Here is a 2,086-nt window from a genome sequence, read left to right as displayed (position 1 = left end):
CCTGTGGGAGAGTAGGACACCGCCGGACACCATTTGCCGATGGCCACCCAGATTCTGGGTGGCCATCGCTGTTTAACCCGTGGTTCTGTCCGCAGAACCGACCGCGCCACCATCCGGACCCCCGTGGAATCGACCACGCTGCGGGTTAGGGTGGTGGCGAGCGGCTCTCGAGCCGCCGATCCCCGTCGTCACGACGGGTCAACTCCACAGAGCTCCACCACGACAGGCGAGGAACGCATGGACGACGCAGCATCCGACCGCAACGACCGCGGACAGGACCGGCGCGACGAGCGCCCGCCCCGCGCCGCCGGCGGCGACCGCTCCTCCTCCCCGCGGGGCGGAGCTCGCGACGGCGACCGGCCCGCCCGCGGTGGAGACTCCCGTCCGTACCGCGCCGGTGGCACCGACAGCCCTCGACGCGACAGCGGAGCGCGCCCGGACCGCGGTGGCGACTCCCGTCCGCGCCGTGACGGAGACTCCCGTCCTTCCCGTGACGGCGACTCTCGTCCCCGGCGCGACGGTGACGTCCGTCCTTCTCGGGACGGCGACTCCCGTCCGCGCCGGGATGGAGACTCCCGTCCTTCTCGTGACGGTGACTCTCGTCCTCGCCGTGACGGTGACTTCCGTCCTTCCCGTGATGGCGATTCCCGTCCTCGTCGTGAGGGTGACTTCCGTCCTTCTCGTGATGGTGATTCGCGTCCTCGTCGTGAGGGTGACTTCCGTCCTTCCCGTGATGGCGATTCGCGTCCTCGTCGTGACGGTGACTCCCGTCCTTCCCGCGATGGTGATTCCCGTCCTCGCCGTGAGGGCGACTTCCGTCCGTCCCGGGACAACGACTCTCGTCCCCGTCGGGACGGCGACTCTCGTCCTTCCCGTGACGGCGATTCGCGTCCTCGTCGTGAGGGTGACTTCCGTCCTTCTCGTGACGGGGATTCGCGTCCTCGTCGTGAGGGCGGCTTCCGTCCCTCGCGCGACGGCGACTCCCGTCCTCGTCGTGAGGGCGACTTCCGTCCCTCGCGCGACGGCGACTCCCGTCCTCGCCGTGAGGGCGAGTTCCGTCCTTCCCGTGACGGTGACTCCCGTCCCCGTCGGGACGGCGACTCGCGCGGCGGGCGCTTCGACGACCGTCGCGGCGGGGGCGATCGTGCCGGTGGCCGTGGCGGGTACGCCGGCCGCGGTGCTCCCCGCGAGGAGCCGGAGCTCACGGAGGAGGAGCGCGAGCGCCGCTCCCTCCAGTCGGTGCGGCCGCGGCACGACGACCCCGACCTGCCGGACGACGTGCAGGCGAAGGATCTCGACAAGGTCGCCCGCAACGAGCTGCGCACACTGTCGAAGGACAACGCGGAGTGGGTCGCCCGTCACCTGGTGATGGCCGGCCGGCTGCTCGAGGAGGACCCGGAGCTCGCGCACCGACACGTCCTCTCCGCCGCTCGTCGTGCGGGGCGCATCGCTGTGGTCCGCGAATCGCTGGCCATCTCGGCGTACGCGACCGGCGACTTCGCGCTCGCACTGCGCGAGCTGCGCACGTACCGGCGGATCTCCGGATCGGACGAGCAGGTCGCCCTGATGGTGGACAGCGAGCGCGGAGTGGGGCGCCCCGACAAGGCGCTCGAGCTCGGCCGCTCCATCGACCGCAGCACGCTCAGCCCGGGTGCTCAGGTCTCGCTCGCGATCGCGATGTCCGGTGCGCGCCTCGACCTCGGTCAGGGCGAGCTCGCTCTGATGGAGCTCGAGATCCCGCAGCTCGACCCCGATCGCGCCTTCTCCTACAGCCCCGACCTGTTCGCGGCGTACGCGCTCGTCCTCGACGAGGTGGGCCGTGCCGACGAGGCCGCCGAGTGGCAGCGCCGTGCGGACATCGCCGCGCGGGCCGTCTTCGCGGCCGAGGGCGGCGGTGACGACGAGACGATCGAGGTCGTCGAGGAGGAGGGCGAGTACGTTCCCGCCTCGCGCGCCGAACTCGCCGAGCTCGTCGGTGACGACGAGACGGCCGACGACGACGACTCGGACGAGCCCGTCGACTCCTTGGACGTCGACGACTCTGATGACTCCGTGGACTCCGACGACTCTGATGACTCCGTGGACT

At 71.0% G+C, this 2,086-nt stretch carries 1 protein-coding gene and 1 pseudogene; one reads left to right on the top strand and one right to left on the bottom strand.

Going from position 1 to position 2,086, the window contains the following annotated elements:
- Window positions 1–198: 198 nt before the first annotated feature.
- Window positions 199–1,254 carry a hypothetical protein gene (locus HQQ82_RS10500; RefSeq protein ID WP_173232943.1) on the bottom strand — a complete coding sequence of 352 codons (1,056 nt, stop codon included), beginning with the start codon at window positions 1,252–1,254 and terminating at the stop codon, window positions 199–201.
- Between HQQ82_RS10500 and HQQ82_RS10495 the strand changes: the two are divergent.
- Window positions 1,240–2,086 (top strand): annotated as a pseudogene (locus tag HQQ82_RS10495) (primosomal protein); the annotation flags it as partial. The gene HQQ82_RS10500 and the pseudogene HQQ82_RS10495 overlap by 15 nt on opposite strands.

Source organism: Rathayibacter sp. VKM Ac-2856, assembly GCF_013205055.1.
Lineage (GTDB): Bacteria > Actinomycetota > Actinomycetes > Actinomycetales > Microbacteriaceae > Rathayibacter.
This window is presented reverse-complemented; position numbering and strand designations above follow the sequence as displayed.